Origin of the sequence: Geodermatophilus sp. DF01-2, from assembly GCF_004571065.1 — a bacterium.
GTDB lineage: Bacteria > Actinomycetota > Actinomycetes > Mycobacteriales > Geodermatophilaceae > Geodermatophilus.
In genome coordinates this window covers 1-21911 of the sequence record NZ_SPQN01000017.1, presented here as the reverse complement: position 1 = coordinate 21911, position 21911 = coordinate 1, and the positions used below count along the sequence as shown (strand labels likewise).

General features: G+C 74.1%; 22 protein-coding genes and 1 pseudogene. 7 read left to right on the top strand and 16 right to left on the bottom strand.

What is annotated here, in order from left to right; all coding sequences use genetic code 11:
* Nucleotides 1-58: 58 nt before the first annotated feature.
* On the top strand, nucleotides 59-604 hold the full coding sequence (locus E4P41_RS07330; protein WP_135140247.1) for a YbhB/YbcL family Raf kinase inhibitor-like protein: 546 nt from the start codon (nucleotides 59-61) through the stop codon (nucleotides 602-604).
* A 160-nt stretch (nucleotides 605-764) separates the two neighbouring features.
* Nucleotides 765-1664 (top strand): serine hydrolase, encoded by a 900-nt coding sequence (locus E4P41_RS07325; protein ID WP_209307580.1) that lies wholly within the window; start codon nucleotides 765-767, stop codon nucleotides 1662-1664.
* Here the strand turns inward: E4P41_RS07325 and E4P41_RS07320 are convergent.
* On the bottom strand, nucleotides 1595-2404 hold the full coding sequence (locus E4P41_RS07320) for a GNAT family N-acetyltransferase (protein ID WP_135140246.1): 810 nt from the start codon (nucleotides 2402-2404) through the stop codon (nucleotides 1595-1597). The genes E4P41_RS07325 and E4P41_RS07320 overlap by 70 nt on opposite strands.
* 122 nt (nucleotides 2405-2526) lie before the next feature.
* On the opposite strand from E4P41_RS07320, the gene coaA reads away from it, so the two are divergent.
* Complete coding sequence (gene coaA, locus E4P41_RS07315) at nucleotides 2527-3489, top strand: type I pantothenate kinase (RefSeq protein WP_135140245.1); 963 nt, start codon at nucleotides 2527-2529, stop codon at nucleotides 3487-3489.
* Between the two features lie 137 nt (nucleotides 3490-3626).
* Nucleotides 3627-4298: pseudogene (locus tag E4P41_RS07310) on the top strand (transposase); the annotation flags it as partial.
* A 501-nt stretch (nucleotides 4299-4799) separates the two neighbouring features.
* On the opposite strand, the gene gcvP reads toward E4P41_RS07310, so the two are convergent.
* The 12 genes from gcvP to E4P41_RS07250 form a co-directional block, all read right to left on the bottom strand.
* On the bottom strand, nucleotides 4800-7826 hold the full coding sequence (gcvP, locus tag E4P41_RS07305) for an aminomethyl-transferring glycine dehydrogenase (protein ID WP_135140244.1): 3027 nt from the start codon (nucleotides 7824-7826) through the stop codon (nucleotides 4800-4802).
* Nucleotides 7827-8011: 185 nt separating this feature from the next.
* Nucleotides 8012-8530, bottom strand: coding sequence for a MerR family transcriptional regulator (locus tag E4P41_RS07300; protein WP_245177167.1), 519 nt, complete (start codon nucleotides 8528-8530; stop codon nucleotides 8012-8014).
* A 362-nt stretch (nucleotides 8531-8892) separates the two neighbouring features.
* Complete coding sequence (locus E4P41_RS07295; protein ID WP_135140242.1) at nucleotides 8893-9384, bottom strand: bifunctional nuclease family protein; 492 nt, start codon at nucleotides 9382-9384, stop codon at nucleotides 8893-8895.
* 119 nt (nucleotides 9385-9503) lie between these two features.
* Nucleotides 9504-10229 carry a MerR family transcriptional regulator gene (locus tag E4P41_RS07290; RefSeq protein WP_245177163.1) on the bottom strand — a complete coding sequence of 242 codons (726 nt, stop codon included), beginning with the start codon at nucleotides 10227-10229 and terminating at the stop codon, nucleotides 9504-9506.
* Between the two features lie 49 nt (nucleotides 10230-10278).
* Nucleotides 10279-10794, bottom strand: coding sequence for an FHA domain-containing protein (locus E4P41_RS07285; RefSeq protein ID WP_135140241.1), 516 nt, complete (start codon nucleotides 10792-10794; stop codon nucleotides 10279-10281).
* 288 nt (nucleotides 10795-11082) lie between these two features.
* Nucleotides 11083-11496 carry a glycine cleavage system protein GcvH gene (gcvH, locus tag E4P41_RS07280; RefSeq protein WP_135140240.1) on the bottom strand — a complete coding sequence of 138 codons (414 nt, stop codon included), beginning with the start codon at nucleotides 11494-11496 and terminating at the stop codon, nucleotides 11083-11085.
* A gap of 45 nt (nucleotides 11497-11541) precedes the next feature.
* Nucleotides 11542-12435 (bottom strand): DUF881 domain-containing protein, encoded by an 894-nt coding sequence (locus E4P41_RS07275; RefSeq protein WP_135140239.1) that lies wholly within the window; start codon nucleotides 12433-12435, stop codon nucleotides 11542-11544.
* Nucleotides 12432-12764 carry a DUF1290 domain-containing protein gene (locus E4P41_RS07270; protein ID WP_135140238.1) on the bottom strand — a complete coding sequence of 111 codons (333 nt, stop codon included), beginning with the start codon at nucleotides 12762-12764 and terminating at the stop codon, nucleotides 12432-12434. Before E4P41_RS07270 ends, E4P41_RS07275 begins: the two co-directional genes overlap by 4 nt.
* Nucleotides 12765-12766: 2 nt before the next feature.
* On the bottom strand, nucleotides 12767-13690 hold the full coding sequence (locus tag E4P41_RS07265) for a DUF881 domain-containing protein (RefSeq protein WP_135140237.1): 924 nt from the start codon (nucleotides 13688-13690) through the stop codon (nucleotides 12767-12769).
* A 73-nt stretch (nucleotides 13691-13763) separates the two neighbouring features.
* Nucleotides 13764-14426, bottom strand: a complete 663-nt coding sequence (locus tag E4P41_RS07260; protein WP_135140236.1) for a CDP-alcohol phosphatidyltransferase family protein — start codon at nucleotides 14424-14426, stop codon at nucleotides 13764-13766.
* Between the two features lie 247 nt (nucleotides 14427-14673).
* On the bottom strand, nucleotides 14674-16749 hold the full coding sequence (locus tag E4P41_RS07255) for an elongation factor G-like protein EF-G2 (protein WP_135140235.1): 2076 nt from the start codon (nucleotides 16747-16749) through the stop codon (nucleotides 14674-14676).
* A gap of 5 nt (nucleotides 16750-16754) precedes the next feature.
* Nucleotides 16755-16952, bottom strand: a complete 198-nt coding sequence (locus E4P41_RS07250) for a DUF1918 domain-containing protein (protein ID WP_135140234.1) — start codon at nucleotides 16950-16952, stop codon at nucleotides 16755-16757.
* A gap of 135 nt (nucleotides 16953-17087) precedes the next feature.
* On the opposite strand from E4P41_RS07250, the gene E4P41_RS07245 reads away from it, so the two are divergent.
* On the top strand, nucleotides 17088-17291 hold the full coding sequence (locus E4P41_RS07245; protein WP_135140233.1) for a hypothetical protein: 204 nt from the start codon (nucleotides 17088-17090) through the stop codon (nucleotides 17289-17291).
* 279 nt (nucleotides 17292-17570) lie between these two features.
* The gene (locus E4P41_RS07240) at nucleotides 17571-18776 is read left to right on the top strand and encodes a PP2C family protein-serine/threonine phosphatase (RefSeq protein WP_245177162.1); all 1206 of its coding nucleotides are present in this window, start codon (nucleotides 17571-17573) and stop codon (nucleotides 18774-18776) included.
* A 185-nt stretch (nucleotides 18777-18961) separates the two neighbouring features.
* Here E4P41_RS07240 and E4P41_RS07235 read toward each other — a convergent pair whose 3' ends face one another.
* The 3 genes from E4P41_RS07235 to E4P41_RS07225 are packed head-to-tail and all read right to left on the bottom strand — an operon-like array spanning nucleotide 18962 to nucleotide 20840.
* On the bottom strand, nucleotides 18962-20119 hold the full coding sequence (locus tag E4P41_RS07235; RefSeq protein WP_135140232.1) for an NAD(P)/FAD-dependent oxidoreductase: 1158 nt from the start codon (nucleotides 20117-20119) through the stop codon (nucleotides 18962-18964).
* Nucleotides 20116-20361, bottom strand: coding sequence for a helix-turn-helix transcriptional regulator (locus E4P41_RS07230; protein ID WP_135140231.1), 246 nt, complete (start codon nucleotides 20359-20361; stop codon nucleotides 20116-20118). The genes E4P41_RS07235 and E4P41_RS07230 overlap by 4 nt, the downstream gene beginning before the upstream one ends.
* On the bottom strand, nucleotides 20361-20840 hold the full coding sequence (locus tag E4P41_RS07225; protein WP_135140230.1) for a DUF2975 domain-containing protein: 480 nt from the start codon (nucleotides 20838-20840) through the stop codon (nucleotides 20361-20363). Before E4P41_RS07225 ends, E4P41_RS07230 begins: the two co-directional genes overlap by 1 nt.
* 124 nt (nucleotides 20841-20964) lie before the next feature.
* Between E4P41_RS07225 and E4P41_RS07220 the strand changes: the two genes are divergently transcribed.
* Complete coding sequence (locus tag E4P41_RS07220) at nucleotides 20965-21705, top strand: VOC family protein (RefSeq protein ID WP_135140229.1); 741 nt, start codon at nucleotides 20965-20967, stop codon at nucleotides 21703-21705.
* Nucleotides 21706-21911 lie beyond the last annotated feature (206 nt).

Sequence of the window (21911 nt, the reverse complement as noted above, 5' to 3'; positions counted from 1 at the left end):
GGTCCTCTTAGGGTCGGCATGTCCCCACCGTCCACCCGAGTCCGAGGAGAGCAGCCCCATGCCCGACCGACCGACGCCGCCGAGCCCGTACGACTTCCTGCCGCAGGTGCCGAGCTTCCAGCTGTCGAGCACCGATGCCACCGACGGCCGGCCGCTGTCGACCCCTCAGGTCAGCGGGGTCATGGGCGCCGGCGGGGAGGACCGCTCCCCGCAGCTGTCCTGGTCTGGCTTCCCGGAGGGCACCCGAAGCTTCGCCGTCACCGTGTACGACCCCGACGCGCCCACCCACAGCGGCTTCTGGCACTGGGCGGTGGCCAACATCCCCGCCTCGGTCACCGAGCTGCCGAGCGGCGCCGGCGACCGGGACGGAGCCGGGCTGCCCGAGGGTGCGGTCCAGCTGCGCAACGACGCCGGCTTCGCCGGCTACGTCGGCGCGGCTCCCCCCGCCGGCCACGGTCCGCACCGCTACTTCGTCACCGTGCACGCCGTCGACGTCGAGCGGCTGGAGGTGACTCCGGACAGCACCCCGGCCTTCCTCGGCTTCAACCTCTTCGGCCACACCCTGGCCCGGGCGGTCCTCGTCGGGACCTACGAGCAGGACTGATCGGCGCAGCGCGACGGGCCGCGAGCAGAGGGCAGCCGACACGCGTCAATGATTGAGCTTTGGAAGAATCGATCTCCGAGGTGGGCACCACGTCGGTATGCCGATTGGCCCGTCGCACCGACCCCGGCCGTGGGGAGCCCGTCTGGGCCTGCTGCCGACCGTGGTGCTGCTCGTCCTGCTGCTCGCCGAGGTGTCGACACCCCGGCGGGCAGCGGCGCGCGCCGTTCCACCCACTGACGTCGTCCCCGCGGTGACGGCGGCCTACGGGCAGGTGGGCACGCTCGCGGTGGTGGTCGCCCGCCAGCAGCAGCGCCTCGAGGATCTCTCCATCCGCGCCGCGGAGGCGCGCAGTGCGCGGGTCCTGGCCCAGAGGGCGGGCAACGAGCTGGCCGGGCGGCCGTTCCCGACGGCCTCGATGGTGAAGCTCTTTCTCGCCGAGGACATCCTGCACCGCGCCCGCACCGGCGCCGTCACCCTGACGCCCCACGACCGGGCACAGCTCGAGGCCATGATCCGGCGCTCCGACGACCCCGCGGCCTCGGACCTGTGGGTGCGCTTCGACGGGCCGCAGGCGGTCCGGAACGTGGCCGCCCGCTACGACCTGCCCGGCACCGCTCCGCCCCGGGAGTGGGGGCAGTGGGGCGAGACGACGACGACCGCCCGCGACCTGGCGTGGTTCCTCACCCGGCTGCCGGTCGTCGCCCACCCGGACGACGCCGCCGCCCTGCTGGGCTGGATGCGCGCCGCCACCCCGATCGCCGCCGACGGCTTCGACCAGCAGTTCGGCGTGTTCGGCACCGTGCCCGGACAGCCCGCGGTGAAGCAGGGCTGGATGTGCTGCGTCGATGGCCAGCGGCACCTGCACTCGGTGGGCGTCGTCGGTTCCCGGGTCGTCGTGCTGCTCAGCGAGGTGCCGTCGTCGGTGGGTTGGGACGCGGCGAAGGCGGCCCTGGACGCGGCCGCAGCGGCGATTCCGGTGACCTCCGTGGATCAGACGTCGGCGTCGGGGAGGTCGGCGACGCCGACGGTCGCCAGGCGGGCGAAGCCGGTCCGCTCGTAGACGCGCGCGACGTCGTCGTCGCCTGCCACCAGGAACACCAGCTCGGCCGTCTCCCGGGCGTGTGCGCTGAGCGCCGAGGCGAGGCCGGCCCCGAGCCCACGTCCCCGCAGCCGGGGCAGCGTCGCGACGCCGGCGATCTCGCTGATCTCCGTGCCGTCGACCTCCACCGGGTGGTGCGTGCCGACCGCGACCGGTTCGCCGTCCTCCACCGCGACCATCATCACCGTGCGGCCGGTCGCGATCCGCTCGCGCAGCACCGCGGTGCGGGGCGAGCCCGGCGCCGCGCCGACCGTGGCATCGTCGGCCTCCGGCCGCGGCCCCGGGTGGGCGAAGGCGATCGACACCAGCCACTCGTAGCTGGGCAGCTCGGGGTCGTCGGCGCCGACCAGGTACAGCCGTACCCCGTACGGCAGCAGCAGGTCGACCGGGTCCGCGGCGACCAGCAGCGGCGAGGACTCCACGGCCAGCCCGGCCGCCCGGACGGCGGCCTCCGTCGAGGGCGAGCACTCGCACACCCATTCCACCGCGACCGGCAGGCCGGCCGCCTGCTGGAGCGCCACGACGGCCCGGACGTCGTCGGCGGTCACCGTCTCCCCCGGTCGCGGTCGCGCCGGGTACGGCCACGTGGGGCTGCCGACCGCCACGTCGAGCGCGCCGACGGCCTCGATGCGCGCGTCCGGCAGCGGTGCCGCGGCGAAGTACCGCTCGATGCGCTCGAGCAGCCCGGGAGGCTGGGACACACCGGCACCCTAGACCGGCCCCCGGACGGCGTCCGCCCCCGGCCGCCGGAGCAGCCGGAGGCCACCCGGGCGGGTGAGAGCCGCGGGCCGGACGGCACCATGGACACCGTGACGGCACTGGGATGGGCACCGTGACGACCGCGGCACGACCCCAGGTGTCGCCCTACGCGGTCTTCGACCGAACCTCGTGGCGGGCCCTCGCGTCGGGCACCACGCTGCCCCTCGACCAGGTGGAGCTGGAGTCGCTGGCCAGCCTGGGTGACCGGATCGACCTCGACGAGGTGGCCACGGTGTACCTGCCGCTGGCCGGGCTGCTGCGGCTGCACGTCGAGGCCAGCCGGCGGCTGTGGGCGGCGCGGAGCGAGTTCCTGGGCGACTCCACGGCCAAGGTGCCCTACGTCATCGCGGTGGCCGGCAGCGTCGCCGTCGGCAAGAGCACCACCTCCCGGCTGCTGCAGACGCTCCTGGCTGCAGGCCCCGGCTCCCCGCGGGTCGACCTGGTCACCACCGACGGGTTCCTGCTGCCCAACGCCGAGCTGGAGGCGCGCGGGCTGCTCGGCCGCAAGGGCTTCCCCGAGAGCTACGACCGGCGGGCGCTGCTGCGTTTCCTGGCCGACGTCAAGTCCGGCCGCGGCAAGGTCAGCGCCCGGCTGTACGACCACCAGTCCTACGACGTCGTCCCCGGCGCCCGGCAGGTGGTCGACCGGCCCGACATCTTGGTGCTCGAGGGGCTCAACGTGCTCCAGGCCGGCCGGCGGGCCGACGGCAGCGCCCCCGAGGTGTTCCTCTCCGACTTCTTCGACTTCTCCGTCTACGTCGACGCCGCGGAGTCCGACATCCGGCGGTGGTACGTCGAGCGCTTCCTCGCGTTGCGGCGGACGGCGTTCGCCGACACCAGCGCCTACTTCCACCGCTTCGCCGGCCTGACCGACGAGCAGGCGCGGGAGACCGCGCTCGGCATCTGGGCCGCCGTCAACGGCCCGAACCTGCGCGACAACATCGTGCCGACCCGCTCGCGCGCCCGGCTGGTGCTGCAGAAGGCCGCCGACCACGAGGTCCGCCGGGTGCTCCTGCGCAAGATCTGAGACCGCGGCGGGCTGGGAGCAATGCTTGAAACCTGTGGATGAGCAAGATCGTGGAGGGGTCGTACCCTCCCGAACATCCTGGACAGGTCCCTCAAGCAAAGGCCGGCGCGGCAACGCCGGTCGGGAAGGTACGACCCATGCTCAGCGTAGTTCCGGAGGACAGCGACGGCGGTGAGGAGCGCGTCGCGGCTGGTGGCTCGTCGGCGTTGATCGACGAGATCGTGCGGGAGGGCGCCCGGCGGATGCTGGCCGAGGCGCTGCAGGCCGAGGTCGACGAGTACATCGCTCGCTTCACCGACTGCCGGGATGAGTCCGGCCGGCGGCTGGTGGTGCGCAACGGCTACCACCAGCCGCGGGAAGTGACCACCTCCGCCGGCGCAGTCCAGGTGACCGTTCCGCGGGTCAACGACCGCCGGGTCGACCCCGCCACCGGTGAGCGGGCTCGGTTCTCCTCGGCGATCCTGCCGCCCTGGTGCCGCAAGACCCCGAAGATCACCGAGGTGTTGCCGCTGCTGTACCTACACGGGCTGTCCTCCGGGGACTTCGTGCCGGCGCTGGGTCAGTTCCTCGGCAGCTCGGCGGGGCTGTCGGCGTCGGTGATCACGAAGCTGACCGAGACCTGGCAGGCCGAGCAGCGCGCCTTCGCCGCCCGCGATCTGTCCGGCGCCGACTACGTCTACCTGTGGGCCGACGGCATCCACGTCAACGTTCGCCTCGAAGAGCACAAGCTGTGCCTGCTCGTGCTCATCGGCGTGCGCGCCGACGGACGCAAGGAACTGGTCGCCCTCGCCGACGGCTACCGCGAGTCGGCCGTCTTCGATCGCGGCAAGCTCGTCGAACGACCCGACGACCAGTCCCAGTCCGAGGCCGCCTAAAAAATCTTCATCCACAGGTCTTGACGATTGCTCCGGGCTGGATCGGTTGGCGTGCTCCATGTTGTGGGTTTCTATCGGTGGTGGCGTGGGGGATCTCTAGTTAGCGGTTTATAGTTAGGGATAACGGTACTGCAGACTTGACGTGCGTACCCCCATGGAGAGCGCGCTGCATCGCGGTACCCGTACGCACGAACCGTCCACCGACCGCCCGGAACACTCGACGCCGTTCGGCTCCCCGAGTCGATCATGGGATTGTCGCTGGCCGCGGCGGTGTGTCCTCGCGTGTCGCCGGCAACAACCCCATGATCGATTCAGCGCTTGGTCCTGGGGCCCCGAGGACGCGGAAGTGGTGCATCTATTGGGGATGACGGCGCCATGGAGCCAGGCGGCGGCTTCGACGCCGCCCACGGCCGGCGCCGCAGCCGGGAGCGGCGGTCAGGCCCGAGCGCCGGTGGGGACGGCGTCGGTGGGGACGGCGTCGGTGGGGACGGCGTCGGCCGTCGTCCCCAGGTCGTCCGGGGCGCCCTCGGCACGGTCCGGGACGCGGGCGGCCGGCCCCGGGGCGGTCTCGGGCTCGGCGAACGCCTCGGGCGACGGGCACGAGCAGACCAGGTTGCGGTCGCCGTAGGCCTGGTCGATCCGCCGCACCGGGCTCAGGTAGCCGCGGCCGCGCAACCCCGGCACCGGATACACGGCCGCCTCGCGCGGATACGGCCGGCCCCACTCCCCCGCCACCATGGCGAGGGTGTGCGGGGCGTTGCGCAACGGGTTGTCGGTCCGGTCGTACTCGCCGGTGGCGACCTTCGCGATCTCGCCCCGGATGGCGACCATCGCGTCGACGAAGCGGTCCAGCTCGCCCTTGTCCTCGCTCTCGGTGGGCTCGACCATCAGCGTGCCGGCGACCGGGAAGCTCATCGTCGGGGCGTGGAAGCCGAAGTCGATCAGGCGCTTGGCGATGTCGTCGTTGGTGACGCCGGTGGCCCTGGTCAGCGGCCGGATGTCGAGGATGCACTCGTGCGCGACCAGCCCGTCCGCGCCCGTGTAGAGGACGGGGTAGTGCTCGCGCAGCCGGGCGGCCACGTAGTTGGCCGCCAGGATGGCGTGCTCGGTGGCCTGCAGCAGCCCGTCGGGCCCCATCAGCCGCAGGTAGGCCCAGGAGATCGGCAGGATGCCGGCCGACCCCCACGGCGCGGCCGACACCGCCGGGCCCTGCGCGCCGGTGTCGACGACCGGGTGGCCGGGGAGGAACGGCACCAGGTGCTCGCGGACGCCGATCGGCCCGACGCCGGGACCGCCGCCGCCGTGCGGGATGCAGAAGGTCTTGTGCAGGTTCAGGTGGCTGACGTCCGAGCCGAACCGGCCGGGCCGGGCCAACCCGACCATCGCGTTGAGGTTGGCGCCGTCGACGTAGACCTGCCCGCCGGCGTCGTGCACCGCGGCGCAGATCTCCTGCACCTCGGCCTCGAACACGCCGTGCGTCGACGGGTAGGTGAGCATGATCGCGGCCAGCCGGTCGGCGTGCGATGCGACCTTCTGCCGCAGGTCGCCGACGTCGACGTTGCCCGCCTCGTCGCAGGCCACGACGACGACCCGCATGCCGGCCATGACGGCGCTGGCGGCGTTGGTGCCGTGCGCCGAGGACGGGATGAGGCAGACGTCGCGGTGCGCTTCGCCGCGGGAGTGGTGGTACCTCCGGATGGCCAGCAGCCCGGCGAACTCGCCCTGGGAGCCGGCGTTGGGCTGCACGCTCACCGCGGCGTAGCCGGTGATCTCGGCCAGCGCGGTGCACAGCTCGTCGATCAGCTGCCGGTAGCCGCGGGCCTGCTCGGCCGGGGCGAACGGGTGCAGCTGGGCGAACTCCGGCCAGGTGATGGCGGCCATCTCCACTGCCGAGTTCAGCTTCATCGTGCAGGACCCGAGGGGGATCATCGTGCGGTCCAGCGCGAGATCCTTGTCCGCCAGCGAGCGCAGGTAGCGCATCAGCTCGGTCTCCGAGCGGTGCGCGGAGAACACCGGGTGGGTGAGGAACGGGGTGCGGCGGCGCAGCTCGGCCGGCAGCGCGTCAGCGCCGCCGTCGGTCAGCGCGGCATCGTCGGCGGGGACGCCGAACGCCTCGGCCACGGCGCGCAGCGTGTCGACCGTCGTCGTCTCGTCGCAGGCGATCCCGACGGTGTCGTCGTCCACCAGGCGCAGGTTGACCCGCCGGGCCGCCGCGGCGGCGACCACCCCGGCGGCTCGGCCGGGCACGGTGGCCTGGACGGTGTCGAAGAACCGCTCGTGGACGACGCCCACTCCCCCGGCGCGCAGCCAGCCGGCGAGGGTCTGCGCGCTGCGGTGCACGCGGGCGGCGATCGCGGTCAGCCCCTCCGCGCCGTGGTGGACGGCGTAGGCGCCGGCCATGACCGCGAGCAGCACCTGCGCGGTGCAGATGTTGCTGGTCGCCTTCTCCCGGCGGATGTGCTGCTCGCGCGTCTGCAGCGCCAGCCGGTAGGCGACGTCGCCGTCGGCGTCGACGGAGACGCCGACCAGCCGGCCGGGCAGCTGCCGGGCCAGGCCCTCGCGCACCGACAGGTAGCCGGCGTGCGGACCCCCGTACCCCATGGGGACGCCGAAGCGCTGGGAGCTGCCGCAGGCGACGTCGGCGCCCCACTCCCCCGGCGCCTCGAGCAGCGTGAGGGCGAGCAGGTCGGCGGCGACGACGACCGCCGCGCCGGCCTCGTGCGCGGCGGTGACCAGCGCGCGGTGGTCGCGGACGGCCCCGCTGGCCCCCGGGTAGGACAACAGGACGCCGAACGCCCCGGCCTCGGGCAGGTCGGCCGGCCATCCGGCGGAGAGGTCGGCGACGTGCAGGCCGATACCCAGCGGCTCGGCGCGGGTACGCAGGACGGCGAGGGTCTGCGGGAGGGTGTCCTCGTCGACGACGAAGACCGCGTCCGCCTTGGCCCGGCCGGCGCGGCGGACCAGGGTCATCGCCTCGGCGGCGGCGGTCGCCTCGTCGAGCATCGAGGCGCCGGCCACGGCCAGGCCGGTGAGGTCGGCGACCATCGTCTGGAAGTTGATCAGCGCCTCGAGCCGGCCCTGGCTGATCTCCGGCTGGTAGGGCGTGTAGGCGGTGTACCAGGCGGGGTTCTCCAGGATGGCCCGCTGGATGACCGCCGGGGTGACCGTGCCGGAGTAGCCGAGGCCGATCATCGAGGTGTAGACGTCGTTGGCGTCGGCGCGTTCGCGCAGCAGGCGCAGCACCGTGGCCTCGTCGGCAGCGGGCGACAGGTCCAGCGGCCCCCGGTCGCGGACCCCCTCGGGGACGCACGCGTCGACCAGCGACTGCAGCGAGGAATGGCCGACGGCGGCCAGCATCGCCTCGGTCTCGTCGGGCCGTGGGCCGATGTGCCGGGCGACGAAGGACCCGGCGGGGTCCAGCGAGGCGAGTGCGGGCAGGGGCTCAGGGGCACGGTCCGCCATTACCACGACGCTACCAGCGCGCTGGCACGCTCCGGCTGCGACGGGAGGGGTTGCTACTCGGTCTCCCTGATGGAGTCTTGCGGTGATGCAACGGTGCAGAGGGGCGCACAACACCGCAAGAGCAACGGCTCGACGCAGCCGTGGGGACGGCCAGGGGCCGCGGTGTCGCCCGGTGGTCCGACAGATCACATGGCGCGGCGGCGGCGGCGCAGGGAGAGCTCGTCGTCCACCGGGTGCACGGGGCCGCCGTCGATGCGCTCGGCGGGCAGCTCGGCGAGCTCACCGGAGAGCTCGCGCAGGGCACCGGAGACGGCGATGCCGAAGACGCCCTGGCCGCCGGCGAGCAGGTCGACGACCTCCTCGGCGGAGGTGCACTCGTAGACCGTGGCGCCGTCGGAGAAGAGGGTGACGTTGGCGAGGTCCTTGATGCCCCGGTTGCGCAGGTGGTCCACGGCCTTGCGGATGTTCTGCAGCGACACGCCCGTGTCGAGCAGCCGCTTGACGACCTTGAGCACCAGGATGTCGCGGAAGGAGTACAGCCGCTGCGTCCCCGAGCCGGTCGCGCTGCGCACCGACGGGGCGACCAGGCCGGTGCGGGCCCAGTAGTCCAGCTGCCGGTAGGTGATGCCGGCGGCGGCACACGCCGTCGGGCCGCGGTACCCGACCAGGTCGGTGTCGACCTCGTCGTAGGACGGTGCCCCCACGGCAGCGTCGCTGAAGAGCTGACCCTGGGAGCCGTTGCTCTGGTCGCTCACGTCAGCGTCCTCCTCTGCTCCCGCGGCGCTCGCCGCGGTTCCCGGGGCGGGATACCCGGTTCGTGTCGCTGCAGCGCCGGCTGTCGCGTCACGCCCCGGGTGTCACACCGGTGTTGTTCGCCGACGGTAAGCCGGGCCCTGAGGTGGGTCAACTGAGGCGGGCGGCGTGTCGCGGCACTCACCCATCGGAGGGGTATCGGCGCGGAGCGGTCCGCTCTTGACCCGGAGGGCCGGCCGATCCGGTGGGAACCGGCTCACGCTTCCCTCGCGTCACAGCAGCACCGACCGTCACAGGCACAGACGCGTCGTCCTCAGCTGGATCCGCCGCCGGAGCCGGAGCCGGCACCGAAGTCCTCCGGCGAGATCTGGTCGAGGAACTCGCGGAACTTCTCGACCTCGTCCTCCTGCTCGTCGGGGATCTCGATGCCGACCTCGTCGAGCAGGTCCTCGGCGCCGTAGATCGGGGCGCCGGTGCGGACGGCGAGGGCGACGGCATCCGACGGGCGGGCGCTGACCACCCGGTCGTCCCCGAAGACCAGCTCGGCGATGTAGATACCGTCGCGCATCTCGGTGATGTTGACCGCCTCGAGCGTCGCCCCGAGCGCGCGGACCACCTCGCGCAGCAGGTCGTGGGTCATCGGCCGGGCCGGGCGCACGCCCTGCTGCTCGAAGGCGATCGCGGCGGCCTCCACCGCACCGATCCAGATGGGCAGGTAACGCTCCCCCTGCGTCTCCTTGAGCAGCAGGATCGGCTGGTTACCGGGCAGCTCGACCCTGACGCCGACGACTCTGAGTTCCTGCACGGTGGGACTCCCTCAGCTGCGGCCCGGAGAGGGCGGTGGGTCGGTACGGGCGGCTGGCGGACGGGGGCGGCACCGAGGCCATGGGTTCGGTGCCCGACGCCGACCACGGTACGCCCGACTCAGGGGCGCAGGAGATCCCGGAGACGTGCCTCCAGCAGCGCACCGTGCAGTTGCGCCGAGAGGCCGGCCAGCTCACGGAGCTTCTCGGTGGCCCGGGTGCGGGCCTCCTCCGAACGGGCCCGCAGGACCGGCGCGACCAGCTGCTCGACCAGCCCGGCCTCCCGCTCGGCGCCGTTCTGGTAGACGCGCAGGTGCCGGGGCTCGATGCCGTGCCGGGCCAGTCCGGCCGCCGCCCGCGCGATGGGCAGGTCGGCCGCCGGGTGCCGACCGTCGGCGTCCGGCGCCAGCAGCCCGAACTGCACGCAGTCGGCCAGCTGCCCGGGCTCGAGCCCCGAGGCCCGGGCGAACTGCTCGGGCGACAGGCTGCTCCCGTCGGCCTCCTCCTCGGGCGGCGGCGGCGCCGGCGGCGTGCTGCCGGGCAGCGGCTCCCCCCGGTCGAGCGCGTCCAGGTTGTCCTTGATGACCCGCAGCGGCAGGTACTGGTCACGCTGCGCGGCCAGCACGTACCGCAGCCGCGCCACGTCGGCGGAGGAGAACTTCCGGTACCCCGACGGCGTGCGCTGCGGGTGGACGAGGTCTTCGGACTCCAGATAGCGGATCTTGCTGATCGTGACGTCGGGGAAGTCGTCCCGCAGGACGGTCAGCACCTCGCCGATCGTGAGGCGGGGCGCGTGCCGGTCGTCGGACTCCCCGGACGCATCCGCACGCGAGGGCACCGCGCTCACGCCGCCGTCCGTGTTCCCGGCACCGACCTGCTGTCTGCGCCGCGCCCGGTCACGCGCCGGCTGTGGGCTCGCCCGTGCGCGGGCCGGTCAGGTAGACGAGCCGGAACTTGCCGATCTGGACCTCGTCGCCACCGGCCAGCGTCGCCACGTCGACCGGCTCGCGGTTGACGTAGGTGCCGTTGAGGCTGCCGACGTCGTGCACCGAGAAGCCGCCGCCCTCGCGGTGGAACTCCACGTGCCGGCGGCTGACCGTGACGTCGTCGAGGAAGATGTCGCTGTCGGGGTGCCGGCCGGCGGTGGTCACGTCCTGGTCGAGCAGGAAGCGGCTGCCGGCGTTCGGGCCGCGCTTGACGACCAGCAGAGCCGAGCCCGCGGGCAGCGACTCGACCGCTCCGGCGTGGGCGTCGGCCTCGGTGACCTCGGGGCTCTCCGCGGAGTCCTCGCCACCCACCTTGGGAATGACGCTGGTGGACTCCCCGATCCGCTCCTGGGACAGCGCCGCGCCGCACTGCGCGCAGAAGCGACTGCCCTCGGGGTTGTTGTGGCCACAACGAGTGCAGTGCACGTCTGTCTCCTCCGGTGCAGGGGTGGCACCGCCGCGGACCTGAGGGGTCTGGCCGCGGGCGGCCGGCGGACGACGGGCCGGACAGCCCGTCGTGGGTCGGTCGCCGCGTGGGTCACGGCGGGCCGTGGGTCATGGAACCAGCGGCCGACCCGAGGGTCAACCGAACGTACAGGGTGAGGCTGCGCGGGCCCCCGGCGGGATCCGCGGCGCCCCATCGGGGAGCATAGGAGAAGGGCTCCCTGCCCCCCGCCACTCGCAGGCTCGCGGCGGGTCCCTGCAGGGAGCCTTTCAGGTGGCGTCGACCAAGGCCTGGTAGGCAGCGGCGTCCAGCAGTGCCTCGGTGGGGTCGCCGCCGTCGCCGGCGACGGTGATCTCGACCAGCCAGCCGGTGCCGTAGGGGTCGGCGTTGATGGTCTCGGGCGCGTCGGCGAGGGCCTCGTTGACCGCGGCCACGACACCGGCGACCGGCGCGTAGACGTCGGAGACCGACTTGGTGGACTCCACCTCGCCGATGGGGTTGCCGGGCGCCACCTCGGCGCCGACCTCGGGCAGCTGCACGAAGACGATGTCGCCGAGCGCGTCCTGCGCGTGGTCGGTGATGCCCACCCGCACGACGGCCCCCTCGCCCGCCTGCGTCCCGCCGTCCACCACCAGGGCCCACTCGTGCTGCTCGGTGTAGCGGCGGTCGTCGGGCGTGCTCATGCGGCGTCGTCTCCCGGTCTGGGTGGGGTGGGCGGGCGGCGGAGGTCAGTCGCCGTCGTCGGCGTCGGGCTGAGCGTATTGAGGCCGGTCCAGCTGCCGCAACGCGTCGACGACGACGCGCCGGGACTGCTCGATCTCGACGCTGCCCCCCTGCCGGCCGACCCGGTCGACCACGCCGCCGGGGATGTTCATCGCCGTCTGCAGGTCCTGGGGCGAGCCGATGACCAGGATCTCGTAGGGGCTGCTGACCGCGACGCCGTCGACCCGGAGCGCGCCGGGCTCGCCGGTGATCGCCGTCGACACCCCGACGCGGACCCCGTCGATCTGCATCGTCTCGGCCCCGGCGCCGCGCAGCTCCTGGACGGCGTCGAGCAGGTCGGCGACCCGCACCTGGCCCTCCGGGTCGTAGATGGTCATCACCAGCCCCGGCCCCTCCGCGGCGACCGTGCCGTTGAGGATGCCGAGCGCCTCGGCGCGCTCCCGGGCCTCCTGCAGCGCGGCCTCCGCCTGGCTGTCGGAGCTGTTGAGCTCGCGCAGCGCGGCCCGCTGGTCGGCGATCTGCTCGCGCAGTCGGTCCTCGCGCGCGTCGAGGTCGTCGAGGATGCGGACGAGGTCCTCCTCGCGGGCGGCGGAGTAGTCCTCCCCGGTGCCGGTGGTGCGTACCTGGACGGCGAAGGCGAAGCCGAGCAGCAGCGTCAGCACGCCGATGAGCAGCGCAGCGAGCGGGTCGCGCCGGCGACGCCGCCGCACCGGTAGTCGATCCGCGGCCGACTCGCCCGGCTGGTCGGCCGGCCGGTCCGGGACCTCCTCCGCGGGCACCGGCGCGGCCTGGCCGGCATCGTCCCGCGGGGCGCTCCGCGCGGTGTCGCTGCCCTCCGGGGGGACGCCGTCCTCCGCGGACCCGTCGGGTCGGGGCGCCGGGCGCTGCTCGCCGCTCATGCCCGGAACACGTGCCGGCGGATGGCCGCGGCGTTGCCGAAGATGCGGATGCCGAGGACGACGACGACGGCCGTCGACAGCTGGGCGCCGACGCCGAGCTGGTCGCCGAGGAACACCACGAGGGCGGCCACCACCACGTTGGACACGAAGGAGATGACGAACACCTTCGCGTCGAAGATCCCGTCGAGCCGGGCGCGGAAACCGCCGAAGACGGCATCGAGGGCGGCGACCACGGCGATCGGCAGGTAGGGCTGCAGCCACAGCGGCACGGTGGGGTCGAAGACCAGGCCGAGCAGGATGCCGGCCGCGAGGCCGAGGATCGGGACCACGGTCAGCCTCCCGGCGCGGGCTGCGAGGCCGGTGCGGGGGGCTCCTCGGACACCGGGACGGCGGAACGCAGCTCGGGCAGGCTCCCGGCGGGCAGGGACAGCTCGTCCTCCTGGGCGAACTCGAAGCGCAGTCCGAAGGACTCGGAGATGACGGCGAGGGCGCCGACCTCGGGGCTGGCCAGGAAACGGCCGCGCAGCGTCTCGGGGTCGCCGATCGCGCTGACCAGGTAGGGGTTGGTGACCGGCCGGAAGTCGACCAGGACGGCCTCGCCGGCGAACCGGATGGCCGATGTCGGCCCCAGCCGCTGGCCATTGATGCTGACCGCCTCGGCGCCGGCCGCCCAGAGCGCGTTGACCACCAGCTGCAGGTCGCCGTCGCGTACCTGGCCGCGCGGGTCGGGCTCCCCGGTCCCGCCGACCGGGTCGGCGTCGGCGTCGGGCTCGGCGTCGGCCAGGGTGACCAGCAGGCCCGGGCCGGTGACCGGGACCAGCCCGGCGGCGACCTCCGCGTCGGCCAGTCGGTCGAGAGCGCGCTGGCCGACGGCGGTGGCGGCGAGCGCGTCGTCCCGGGCGGCGGTGACCTCGGCGCGCAGCGCCTCCAGGTCGGCGGCGAGCTGGTCGGTGGTGACCGACTCCCGCTGGATGTCCTCGACGAGCGCCGCCCGCACCTCCTCCCGGCCCTGCGCGCCGGCCGCGGCCTGGTCGTAGGTGACCGCGGCGAGCACGCCGGCGACGGCCATGACCAGGGCCACCGCGACCTGCCCGCGGCGTCGACGGGACGGCGGCGTGCCTTCCCCCGCCACCGCGCGGGCCTCGCGGGCGCGCGCCGCCCGGGCGTAGGCGGGGTCGAGGGTCTCGGCCAGCACCTGGTCGAGCAGGGAGGCGCCGAGCGAGCGCGGGCCGCCACCGCGCTGCAGGGTGGTCACGGCCTCACCTCGCCGGCGTTCGGTGCGGCCACGCCCGGTGGTGCTGCGCCCCTGCGCGACCTCGCGAGCTCGGTCACGGGGCCGCCCCCCCGGCCGCCCGGTCGGCACGCAGCAGCCCCGCGACCTGGACCACGTAGAGGACCCCGGCGAGCAGGTAGAGCGCCGAACCCCAGATGGTCAGCGCCCAGGCCACCGGCGCGACGACGGCCGCCAGCGGCCCCTCCCCGTCGGCGAGCAGCAGCAACGGAAAGGCGTAGAGCAGGATGAACGTGGCCGCCTTGCCCACGTAGTGGACCTGCAGCGGCGGGTAGCCGTGGACGCGCAGCACCAGGAGCATCAGGCCGAGCACGAGCTCGCGCCCGACGAGGACGGCGACCACCCACAGCGGGACGACGTCGCGCAGCACGAACGCGATCAGCGTGGCGACGATGTAGAGCCGGTCCGCCGCCGGGTCGAGCAACGTCCCCAGCCGGCTGGACTGGCCGAGCATGCGGGCCAGCTTGCCGTCGGCCCAGTCGGTGAAGCCGGAGAGGGCCAGCACGAGAACGGCCCAGCCGTCGGCCTGCGGCCCCAGCAGCAGCCACAGGAACAGGGGGACGCCGAGCAGGCGCACCACCGAGAGCGCGTTGGGCAGGGTCCACACCCGGTCGGGGAGCGCGTCGCGGTCGGTCGCGGCGGACGCACCCGCCCCCGGGACGGCCGAGGCGGCGGCCGACGGCCCGTTGGACGACGTCACGACACCTCCGCACCCGCAGCACACCGCCACCGTGAGGCTAGTGTCCCGCGGCGACACTCCCCCCGGCCGACACTCCCCGGGTCGTCCGGGTTCCGGTCCCGGCGGGTCCGTTTCGAGCCGGGTGCCGTGCTGGTACGGCCACCCTTCAGGGTCCCGCCGGCCCCGTCCCGGGACCCGCCCCGAGCCTGCCAGGGGTGGGGAGGACGCGGTCCTTCTACGGGGGGTGGGGGGAAGGGTGGTCCTTCTCCTAGGCCGGCACGGCCGTCAGCGACGCGGGCGCCGGCTCGTAGCCCCGCGGGCGGCGGAGGAAGCTGCCCGTCCCGTGCGACACCGAGCGCAGCGCACCGGCGTAGCCGAGCAGTTCGATCTCGGGCACCTCGGCGCGCACCGTCGTGCGGTCGCGCTCGGGGTCGGCGTCGCTGCCGGTGACCCGCGCCCGCCGTCCGGACAGGTCGCTCATCACCGCACCCACGTACTCCCCCGGCACCACGACCTCCACCTCGCACCACGGCTCGAGCACCCGCGTGCCGGCCGCGGCCGCGGCCTCCCGCAGGGCGAGCGTTCCCGCGGCCTGGAAGGCGGCGTCGGAGGAGTCGACCGAGTGCGCCTTGCCGTCGACGAGGGTCACGTGGACGTCGACGATCGGGCGGTCGCCTGCGACGCCGCGCCCGGCCTGGGCGCGGATGCCCTTCTCCACGCTGCCGTGGAACTGGCCGGGCACCGTGCCGCCGACGATCCGCTGCTCGAAGACGACGCCGGAGCCGGGCGGCCCGGGCTCGGCCTCGACCACCACGATCGCGTACTGCCCGTGCCCGCCGGACTGCTTGACGTGCCGGCCGGTGACCCGCGCCGGCCCGGCCAGGGTCTCCACCATCGGCACCCGCACCGGCACCGTGGTGACCGCGACGCCGTGCCGGGTGCGCAGCCGCTCCAGGAGCACCTCGGCGTGCGCCTCCCCCACGCACCACAGCAGCAGCTGACCGGTGTCGGGGCGGCGCTCCAGCCGGACGGTCGGGTCCTCGGCGACCAGCCGGGACAGCGCGGTCGCCAGCCGGTCCTCGTCGGCCCGGGACGTCGCCTCCACCGCGACCGGCAGCTGCGGGGCGGGCAGGTCCCAGGGCGGCACCAGGCGCGGGTCGTCGGGCGAGGAGAGCGTGTCTCCGGTCTCCGCGGTGGTGAGGCGGGCGACGGCGCAGACGTCGCCGGCCGGGCAGGCGGCGACCGGGCGCAGGGTCGAGCCCAGCGGGGAGGACACCCCGCCGATGCGCTCGTCGGTGTCGTGGTCGGGGTGTCCGCGGTCGGCCAGGCCGTGCCCGGAGACGTGGATCGGGGTGTCCGGCCGCAGCGTGCCGGAGAAGACCCGCACCAGCGAGACGCGGCCGAGATAGGGGTCGGTGGTGGTCTTGACCACCTCCGCCACCAGCGGACCGTCCGGGTCGCAGGACAGCGGCGGCGCCGGGGAGCCGTCGGGGCGGGTGACCGGTGGGCAGCCGTGCTCCATCGGGCACGGGAAGGCCGAGACCAGCAGGTCGAGCAGCTCGCGGACGCCGACGCCGGTCAGCGGGGAGACGCACAGGACCGGGTGGAAGTGGCCGCGGGCCACCGCCGTCTCCAGGTCGGCGACCAGGTCGGCGACGGAGAGCTCGTCGCCGCCGAGGTAGCGGTCCATGAGGGTCTCGTCCTCGCTCTCGCCGATGATCCCCTCGATCAGCTCGGCGCGGAGCCGATCGGAGTCGGGCAGCTCCGCGTCGGGGTGCGGCTCCAGCAGCGAGACCAGGCCGGTGACCGTGCCGTCCGGCCCGCGCTCGAGCAGGTGCAGCGGGAGGACGCCGTCCCCGAGCATCGTGCGGCACGAGCGCACCGCGTCGTCGACGTCGGCGCGGGGACGGTCCAACTGGGTGATCACGACGGCGCGGGGCATCCCGACGGCCGCGCACTCCTCCCACAGCTGCACCGTGGTCGCGTCGACCCCACCCGCCGCGGAGACGACGAACAGGGCGGCGTCGGCCGCGCGCAGCCCGGCGCGCAGCTCACCGACGAAGTCCGGCGAGCCCGGCGTGTCGAGCAGGGTGATCCGGTGGCCGGCGTGCTCGACGGTGGCCACGCCCAGCGACACCGAGCGCTGCTGCCGGACCTCCACGTCCTCGCTGTCCAGGCAGGTGGTGCCGTCCTCGACCCGGCCGGCGCGCGTCAGGGCGCCGGTGGCGACGAGCAGCGCCTCGGCGAGGGTCGTCTTGCCCGCGGCCGCGTGGCCCACCAGCGCCACGTTGCGCACCTGCTCGGCCGGTCGCGGGGCGGGTGCGGCGGCGGTCTCCTTGGCCACGCGGGTCAGCCGTTCGCCGGCTCGGGGACGACGGCGCAGGTGCCCGCCGGGTAGAAGACGCCGGTGTGCCCGTCCGGGTCCCACCGGACGACGTAGGGCGGAGCCCCGCCCTCTCCCCTGACCTCGAGCACCCGGCCGGTGCGTTCCGGCTCTCCCTGGTGGGTGGACCGGACGACGATCCGGTCCCCGACGCGTGCTTCCACGACGACCTCCCGACGGTTGACCCGTACTGTGGTGTGGGTCACAGCCTGCCCGCGGGCTGCGGGCGGATCAAGGGCCGGGACGACTCCGCCGCGGGCTCGCGCCGGACCGCATCCGTGGCCCGCATCCTGGAGACCATGACGAGCAGCGACCACGCGGCCGGCCGCGACCAGGACAGCGGGCTGGCGCACGCCGTGCCTCGGGACTCCGCCGACGGGCCGCCGCCATGGGTGGCCGCCTGCGGCACCCCGGTCGCCGTCGTGCAGGGCAGCTGGGCCGGTCGGCGCGGCCTGGGCTCGTCCAGCCCCTGTTCGGAGTGCGCCCGCCGGGTCGGGGTCTGATCGCTGTCGGCGGTCGTCGTTCCGGCGTCTTGTTTGGTGTAGTTTAGTTGGGGATAACGGTCGTAGGCAGTGCGCCGGTTCCTGTTCCGCTGCCCGGGTCAGCGGGCGCGGCGGCGCCCTCCCGGCTGGTGGCGAGACATCGGCGTCGCCGTCCCCGTGGTCGTAGCTCTCCTCGCGAGACCGATCGCCGTGCGCTCCCCGCGGCCTCCTGCGGGGCGTGGGCGGGGCCGCGACGAGAGCTCGGTGTGGATGCGAGCGTTCTGGGCACGGGACTCCGTCGTGTCGTCCACTGACCTGCCCGGGGCCGGCGATCCACTGCGGGCGTTGCTCCGGGACGTCCACCTGCTCGCCCCCGACCAGCTCTCCGCGGTCATCGCCGCACATGGGCGGAGACTGGGCGCTCGGGAGTCGGTCATCTACCTGGCGGACTACGAGCAGTTGCTGCTGCAGCCGCTCCGGGGCGAGGGCGTTCCGCCGCGGCAGGAGCTCAGCGTCGACGGCTCGCTGGGTGGACGGGCGTTTCGCCGCGTGCAGGTGCTCTCGTCTCCTGCGCACTCGGGCACGCAGCGCCTCTGGGTCCCCCTGCTCGACGGGGTCGAGCGACTGGGCGTCGTGGAGTTCGTCCTCGACACGATCACGCCGGCGGTCGAGGAGGAGATGCGGGCGTTCGTCGGGCTGATCGCCGAGCTGATCGTGGTCAACGACAGCTACACCGACATCTTCGCCCAGCTGCGCCGGCGCAAGACCATGAGCCTGGCCGCCGAGCTGCAATGGGACCTGCTGCCCCCGCTGACGTTCGCCTCCGATCGGGTGGTGATCTCCGCTGCGCTGGAGCCCGCCTACGACATCGGCGGTGACACGTTCGACTACGCGATCAACGGGCCCACCGTCGATCTGATGGTGCTCGACGCGGTCGGGCACGGACTCCCGGCCGCCGTCCTGGCGTCCACCGCGGTGGGCGCCTACCGCCACGCCCGCCGGGAGATGCGCGACCTACCGGACGTCGCCGCTGCGATGAACGCCGTGATCGCCAGCGAGTTCAGCGACAGCCGCTTCGCGACCGCAGCCATCGCACGTCTGCACCTGGACACCGGCCAGCTGCGCTGGGTCAACGCCGGCCATCCTGATCCGCTGGTCGTCCGCGACGGCGCGCTGCTCCGCCCGGGCCCCTGCAAGCCGCATCCTCCGCTCGGCCTGCAGCTGAAGAAGCCCGACGTCTGCGAGACCCAGCTGCACGCCGGCGACCGGGTCATCCTCTACACCGACGGCATCGTCGAAGCGCGATCGCCGACGGGCGACTTCTTCGGCGAGCAACGACTGGCCGACTTCGTCTACCGGGCCAGCGCTGCCGGCGATCCCGCACCGGAGACCGTCCGGCGCCTGATGCGGCACGTCCTGGCCCACCAGGCCGACCACCTGCAGGACGACGCCAGCATCATCGTCCTCGAATGGCGAACCGGAGACGAGCGGCGACTACAGCTGTGACCGAGGACGGCGGGTACGTCGAGGCTCCGGTCGGGGAAGCCGCAGCGGCGGGCTCCGGACGGCCGCGGCACTCGGCCGGCACCGCCCACGCAGGCTTGCTCGCGGCGGCGCCACGGACGAGGACCGGCACGGTGCTGGGGCAGGACACACCCCGGCGGGCCGGGTCACCTGCTGTTCCTCCCAGGTCAGGAGGTGGGAAAGGACCTGTCGCCGAAGAGGATCCGGCGGGCCGCGGCCCGCCCGAACGGCGTGCGCAGCAGCGGGAACGCCGTGGCCGCCACGGCGGGCGTGCGCACCTGGGCCAGCCCCCGGCGCAGCACGAGCCTTCCCCGGAAGCGGGCCCGCAGCGCGGCGCCGTCGTAGTGCGTCAAGGCGTCCGGCCGCCCGGCTCGCAGGGCGTCGTCGAGGACGGTGGCGGCGAGCTCCGACAGCCGCAGGCACGGATCCAGGCCGCCGGCGGTGAGCGGGGACACCGCACCCGCCGCATCTCCCACGAGCAGCCCGTGGGCGCAGCCGATCCGGCGCAGCAGGCCACCGACGGGGATCGGGCCCCCACGCCGCTCCACCTCGTCCGGGCGATCGACACCGGGCAGTCCGGGCGCGGAGGCACCGAACCGCTCCAGGGCCCGGCGCATGCCGTCGGGGAAGCGGTCGGCGTAGCCGGCCACGCCGACGTGGGCGTGCCGCCCGTCGTTGACGACCCACGCGAGGTAGCCGGGAGCGAGCGAGGGGTCGATCACGCAGTGGAAGGCCGGTGGCTCCTCGCCGCCGGGGACCTCGAAGACCTCCTCCGCACCGATCAGCAGGTGGCGGTTGCGGTCCAGGCCGAGGTCGCGGGCGACCCGCGAGCGGGCTCCGTCGGCGCCGACGACGAACCGCGCCCGCACCCGGGTCGGCCCGTCGGGGCCGGCCAGCAGGGAGATGTCGCCTGACCGGCCGGTGTAGCGGGTGCCCAGCGCGATCCGCACGCCGGCGTCGGCCGCGGTGCGGGCGGCCGCTCCGTACAGCGGCGCCATGTCGCCCACCCGGTACTCGTCGCGCGCACTGTCCAGGGTCACCGGACGGCGCAGCCCCGGGGGATAAAGGACCACTCGTCGAATCGCGGGCCCGAGGAACTCGGGAGGCAGCGGGAAGTCGTCGAGCGTCTTCCGGACGAAGATCCCCGTGGTGCGGATCGCGCCGGTGAGACCGGGTCGCCGGTCGACCAGCAGCACGTCGTGGCCCCGCCGGGCCAGCAGCGTGGCCGTGTGCAGCCCGGCCAGCCCGGCCCCGACGACCAGCACGTCGGCGCTCTGCCGGAGTGCAGAGGCGTCGCGTTCCGCCGGGCTCCGGACCTCGCTCACCGGCGGGCCTCGTGCGGGGCGTGCGGCGCGGCGTGGTCGTCCTCGACCCACTCGAGCAGGTCGCCGGGCTGGCAGTCGAGCACCCGGCACATCGCCTCCAGGGTGCTGAAGCGGACGGCCTTGGCCCGGCCGTTCTTCAGCACCGCCACGTTGGCCGGCGTGAGACCGACCCGCTCGGCGAACTCGCCCACGCTCATCTTGCGTCTGGCCAGCTCGACGTCGATGCGCACCACGATGGGCATCAGATGACCGCTTCCATGTCGGTCCGCAGCGTCGTGGCCTGCTTCAGCAGCGCACGCATCACCACCATGAGCAGCCCCAGCACAGCGACGGCCACCAGCACCAGCAGGAGGGCGGCCGGCAGCCCTGGGACGTCCCAGCGGACGACGGAGTGGACGAACGCGCCCAGGAGCAGCACCCACGCGGTGCCGAGCGCGCCCACGATCGCGTTCACCCAGGCCAGGGAGGCCTCGCTGAAGATGCGGTCGTCCTCGACCAGGGTGAGCAGCTTCCAGGTGCACACGATCACCACCTGCACGCAGAGCAGCCCCAGGACGGCGACCGTGAGCGTCGGCCAGCCCCAGTACGCCGAGTTCGGGAACTCCCCGGCCCGCTCCCGCCACGTGCCGGGCAGCACGACGACCTGGGCGAGCACCAGGGCGGCGAACGCCAGCGCAAGCAGGATCCTGAGCGGGCCCACCACCCGACGTGTCGTCAACACGCATCGAGTCTCGACTGATATCTATCGATTGTCAATCGACGACGCAGCGTGTCGTGTCGTGGGGCCGGGTTGAGCGGCCCCGGCCGTCCAGCAGATCGGCGAGGCCTGTGCCAGCCTCGTCGGCGTGCCGGTACCGGTGGCGTGGATGCACGCCTTCGTCGACGTGCCGACCGAGCACGTCGGGACGACGCGGGCCTTCTGGTCGGCAGCGGTCGGCTGGCCGCCGGGGAAGCCGTGGCCCGGCCACCCCGAGTTCGTCTCGCTGATCCCGCGCACCGGGACGTCCTACCTGCACGTGCAGACCATCGACGACATGCCGCGGGTGCACCTGGACCTGCTCGGCGACCTGGACGCCGATCCCGCACGCCTCGAGCGGCTCGGCGCGGTCCGCGCGCACCGCGGCGACGGGTGGCAGGTCATGACCTCGCCGGCCGGCCTGCCGTTCTGCGTGTGCGCCGAGGCCTGGCCACACCGGCGGCCCGGCGCCGCGACGTGGCCCGGCGGGCACCGTAGCCGGCTGGTGCAGCTGTGCGTCGACGTCCCCGCGCCGTGGTACGACGCCGAGCTGGCGTTCTGGCGGTCGGCGACCGGATGGGCCGACGAGCCGGTCGACGCGCCGGAGTTCGCCCGTCTGGTGCACCGCGCCGAGAGCCCGCTGCAGCTGCTCGTCCAGCGGCTCGGTGACGACGACGGCGCCACGCGGGCGCGCGCCCACCTCGACCTGGGCACCGACGACCTGGCCGCCGAGGTCGCCCAGGTCCAGGCGCTCGGCGCTCGGGTACTCCGGCCCGGCCACGGGTTCGTCGCGCTGCAGGACCCGGTGGGCTTGCCGTTCTGCGTGACCGCCAACGACCCGGACCGCTGACCGCGAGGCCGTGCTGGCGGCCGCCGCCGCGAGCTCGACCAGCCCGGCGAGTTCAGGCGCTGATCAACCCCGCGGCGCTCTGACAACGTGTTGAGAAAGCAATTAGGCGGCGCGTGCCGGTTGCCAGGGACGGCGGCCGGGTGCAGGCGCGAGTCGGCGGGCCATCAATCCGATCATGGCCCACTTGATCATCGCTTCGGAGTGCG